The sequence below is a fragment of the Terriglobus sp. YAF25 genome (assembly GCF_052113305.1).
Taxonomy (GTDB): domain Bacteria; phylum Acidobacteriota; class Terriglobia; order Terriglobales; family Acidobacteriaceae; genus Terriglobus.
In genome coordinates, this window is the sequence record NZ_JBFRCY010000686.1 from 1 (window position 1) to 2,478 (window position 2,478).

Genomic DNA, 2,478 nt, shown 5'->3' on the forward strand with positions numbered 1-2,478 from the left:
AATTTAAACACATCAACACATACCGGGTGCCCCACATACGCGAAGCTTATGTGGGCATTCGCGCTTTGCGCGAACCGTTTCTCAACATCCGGTGGCTTCCCGCCCACCCTAACGTTGTGAGGGTGGGGCACCCGTTTGGAGAAGATATTCCAACAAACACAAAGGCCGCGCTTCACGCGCGGCCTTTGACCATTCAACAATCCAACCATTCAACCCGCCTCGCCAGAGGCGCTACATCCCAGCAACAATCCCGGCGCCGCGCACCGCGGTGCCGGCCGAGTCCTTCACCACCTCAATCGAGAAGCTCTGCAGCGGACTCATCGTCACCATCTGGTGCACGTAGTTTTCCAGCATCGACAGATCGATATGACGCGTGTTCGTGCCCGTCAGATAGAACTTGCCGGGCCCGGTCATATGAACGCTGCTGGCCGTGGCCGCTGCCAGCGCTTTGTGCCACAGCTTCTTGAACTGCAGACAGCGCTCGTCACCCTTCTTCGCCATTTCGAAGACCTCTTCCGGCTCCAGGTCGAGGAAGCGCATGCGCATGGCGCGATGACCCATGATGCCTTCCAGGTGCCCGCGCCCGCCGCAGCCGCAGTAGCGTTCCTTGTCATCGAGCGTGACCACCATATGGCCGCCCTCCCACACGCCGTCGACGAACGGATAGCGTCCGTACCCGATGCCCCGGCCGAGCGTCCAGACGCGAATCATGCGGTCGAGCTTGCCAAACTGAGCCGCCAGGCCGGCGGCCATGGCATCGGCATCGTTGATGGTCTTTACGTTGGTGTCGAATCCGCGCTCGTGCAGGGCAAAGCTCACCGCCTGCTGAATCTTCGCGCCCTTCAGTTGCGGCAGGTTCGGAGCCTCTTCCACCACGCCTTGCCGGACCAGGCCGGGCAGGCCAAGCCCCACAGCAGTAATGTCGTTGTGGCCCTGTGCGATATCGAGAATCCGGTCGCACAACAGCTCCACCAACGCTTCGTGAGGCTTCTCTACCAGCGCACTCATCTCCGAGCGGTTCTCCGGATAATGAGTGGTTGTACCCACCAGCGCGTTGTCTTCCACTACGCCGGCTTCGATCCCTTCCGTGAGCATGATGCCTATCGTCTTCGCCATGGCCCTTTCCTTGCTCCGTTTTCACCGCAACTCTAACCTGTGCCCGGCCTCGGTGTCACTTTTTCCTGCATCCGAGAAGGTACGAGGGTCATCTAGTCATACGAAGCGATATTTCGATATCGAAATAAATGGAGGATCGTCATGAAGGTCGTTGTCTATGGAGCTAAGGGTAAGTCGGGCGTAGAGATTGTGAAAGAACTGTTGTCGCGCGGGCATCAGGTGGTGGCGGTAACCCGTCACGCGGACTACAGCGCACCGGGAGCCACCAGCGTGGTGGATGATGCCAGCCACCCGGACAAGATTGCGGCCGTCGTACGCGGCGCCGATGCCGTAGTAAGCGCCCTGGCCCCGCCACTTACGGATACGGACCAGATCGTCGGCCTGACCGATCGCGTGGTCGAAGGTGTCTCACTAGCCGGCGGCAAAAACAGCGGCCCCCGCCTCCTGGTCGTCGGCGGAGCCGGCAGCCTCTACGTTCCYGGTCCCGACGGCAAGCCTGTAACGCTGCGCGACAGCGGCTTCCTTCCGGCGGAGTGGCTCCCGATCGTCGACTCCCACATCAAGGTCCTCGACAACCTCAAGAAGAACCAGACCATCGACTGGACCTACTTCTCGCCCGCAGGCTTCTTCGAAGTCGGCCCCCGCAAGGGAACCTTCCGCCTGGGCAAAGACGACCTGATCGTCGGCGAGAACGGCAAGAGCGAGATCTCCTACGCCGACTACGCCATTGCAGTCGCCGATGAACTGGAGAAGCCCCAGTTCCGCGGACAGCGCTTTACGGCCGCCTATTGAGGCGGAGTTGAATGGTTGAATGGTTGAATAGGGGCCGCGCGCAAGCGCGGCCTTTGTCTTGCGTAGCCGCACGGTCAGAACACCCCATACACCGGGTGCCCCGGGTCCCCTAGGGACCTGGGTATTCGCGCTGCGCGCGAACCCGCTTTTAGCGACATTGATTCCCGCCCGGGTGCCCCATCCTCGCAACGCTAGGGTGGGTTTTCTGCGTTCTACAAGCCGGGGCTGGCTAGGCCGGAATAGGCTGAGGACTTAGGAGCGGGTGCGGGCTGAGCCGGAACGGATGCTTTCGGAGAAAACTTCCAGAACCGAAGAATCGACCAGTCACCGGCACCATACCACTGCCGGACCTTCACAGTATCCAGGTAAACAATCGCAATCACATAGAACGCTGTAAGCGCCGCAATGAAGATTCTGCTCTTCAGCAGCGATTGCTGCATGATTAGGAGCGGAGAAATAAAAATATACAGAAGGGCGAGAAGGACATAGAGCTGGCGCGCTGTATTCCGTCCCTTCCACAGCACCATCACCAATACAACACCGAGGGCGTCGCCAACTAGACTCAGAAGA

The 2,478-nt window shown here is 59.9% G+C and carries 3 protein-coding genes; 1 reads left to right on the forward strand and 2 read right to left on the reverse strand.

What is annotated here, in order from left to right; genetic code table 11:
• Positions 1–231: 231 nt before the first annotated feature.
• Positions 232–1,116, reverse strand: coding sequence for an ROK family protein (locus AB4043_RS22335; protein WP_442303373.1), 885 nt, complete (start codon positions 1,114–1,116; stop codon positions 232–234).
• A gap of 141 nt (positions 1,117–1,257) precedes the next feature.
• Here AB4043_RS22335 and AB4043_RS22340 point away from each other — a divergent pair, with 141 nt between their 5' ends.
• Positions 1,258–1,908, forward strand: a complete 651-nt coding sequence (locus AB4043_RS22340) for an NAD(P)-dependent oxidoreductase (RefSeq protein WP_442303372.1) — start codon at positions 1,258–1,260, stop codon at positions 1,906–1,908.
• A 212-nt stretch (positions 1,909–2,120) separates the two neighbouring features.
• Here AB4043_RS22340 and AB4043_RS22345 read toward each other — a convergent pair.
• The coding region (locus AB4043_RS22345) for a hypothetical protein (protein ID WP_442308135.1) at positions 2,121–2,478 on the reverse strand (358 nt) is incomplete at its 5' end.

Excerpts from the sequence above, each read along its gene's own strand:
- AB4043_RS22335 (WP_442303373.1), bottom strand. The coding sequence starts at position 1,116 with ATGGCGAAGACGATAGGCATCATGCTCACGGAAGGGATCGAAGCCGGC.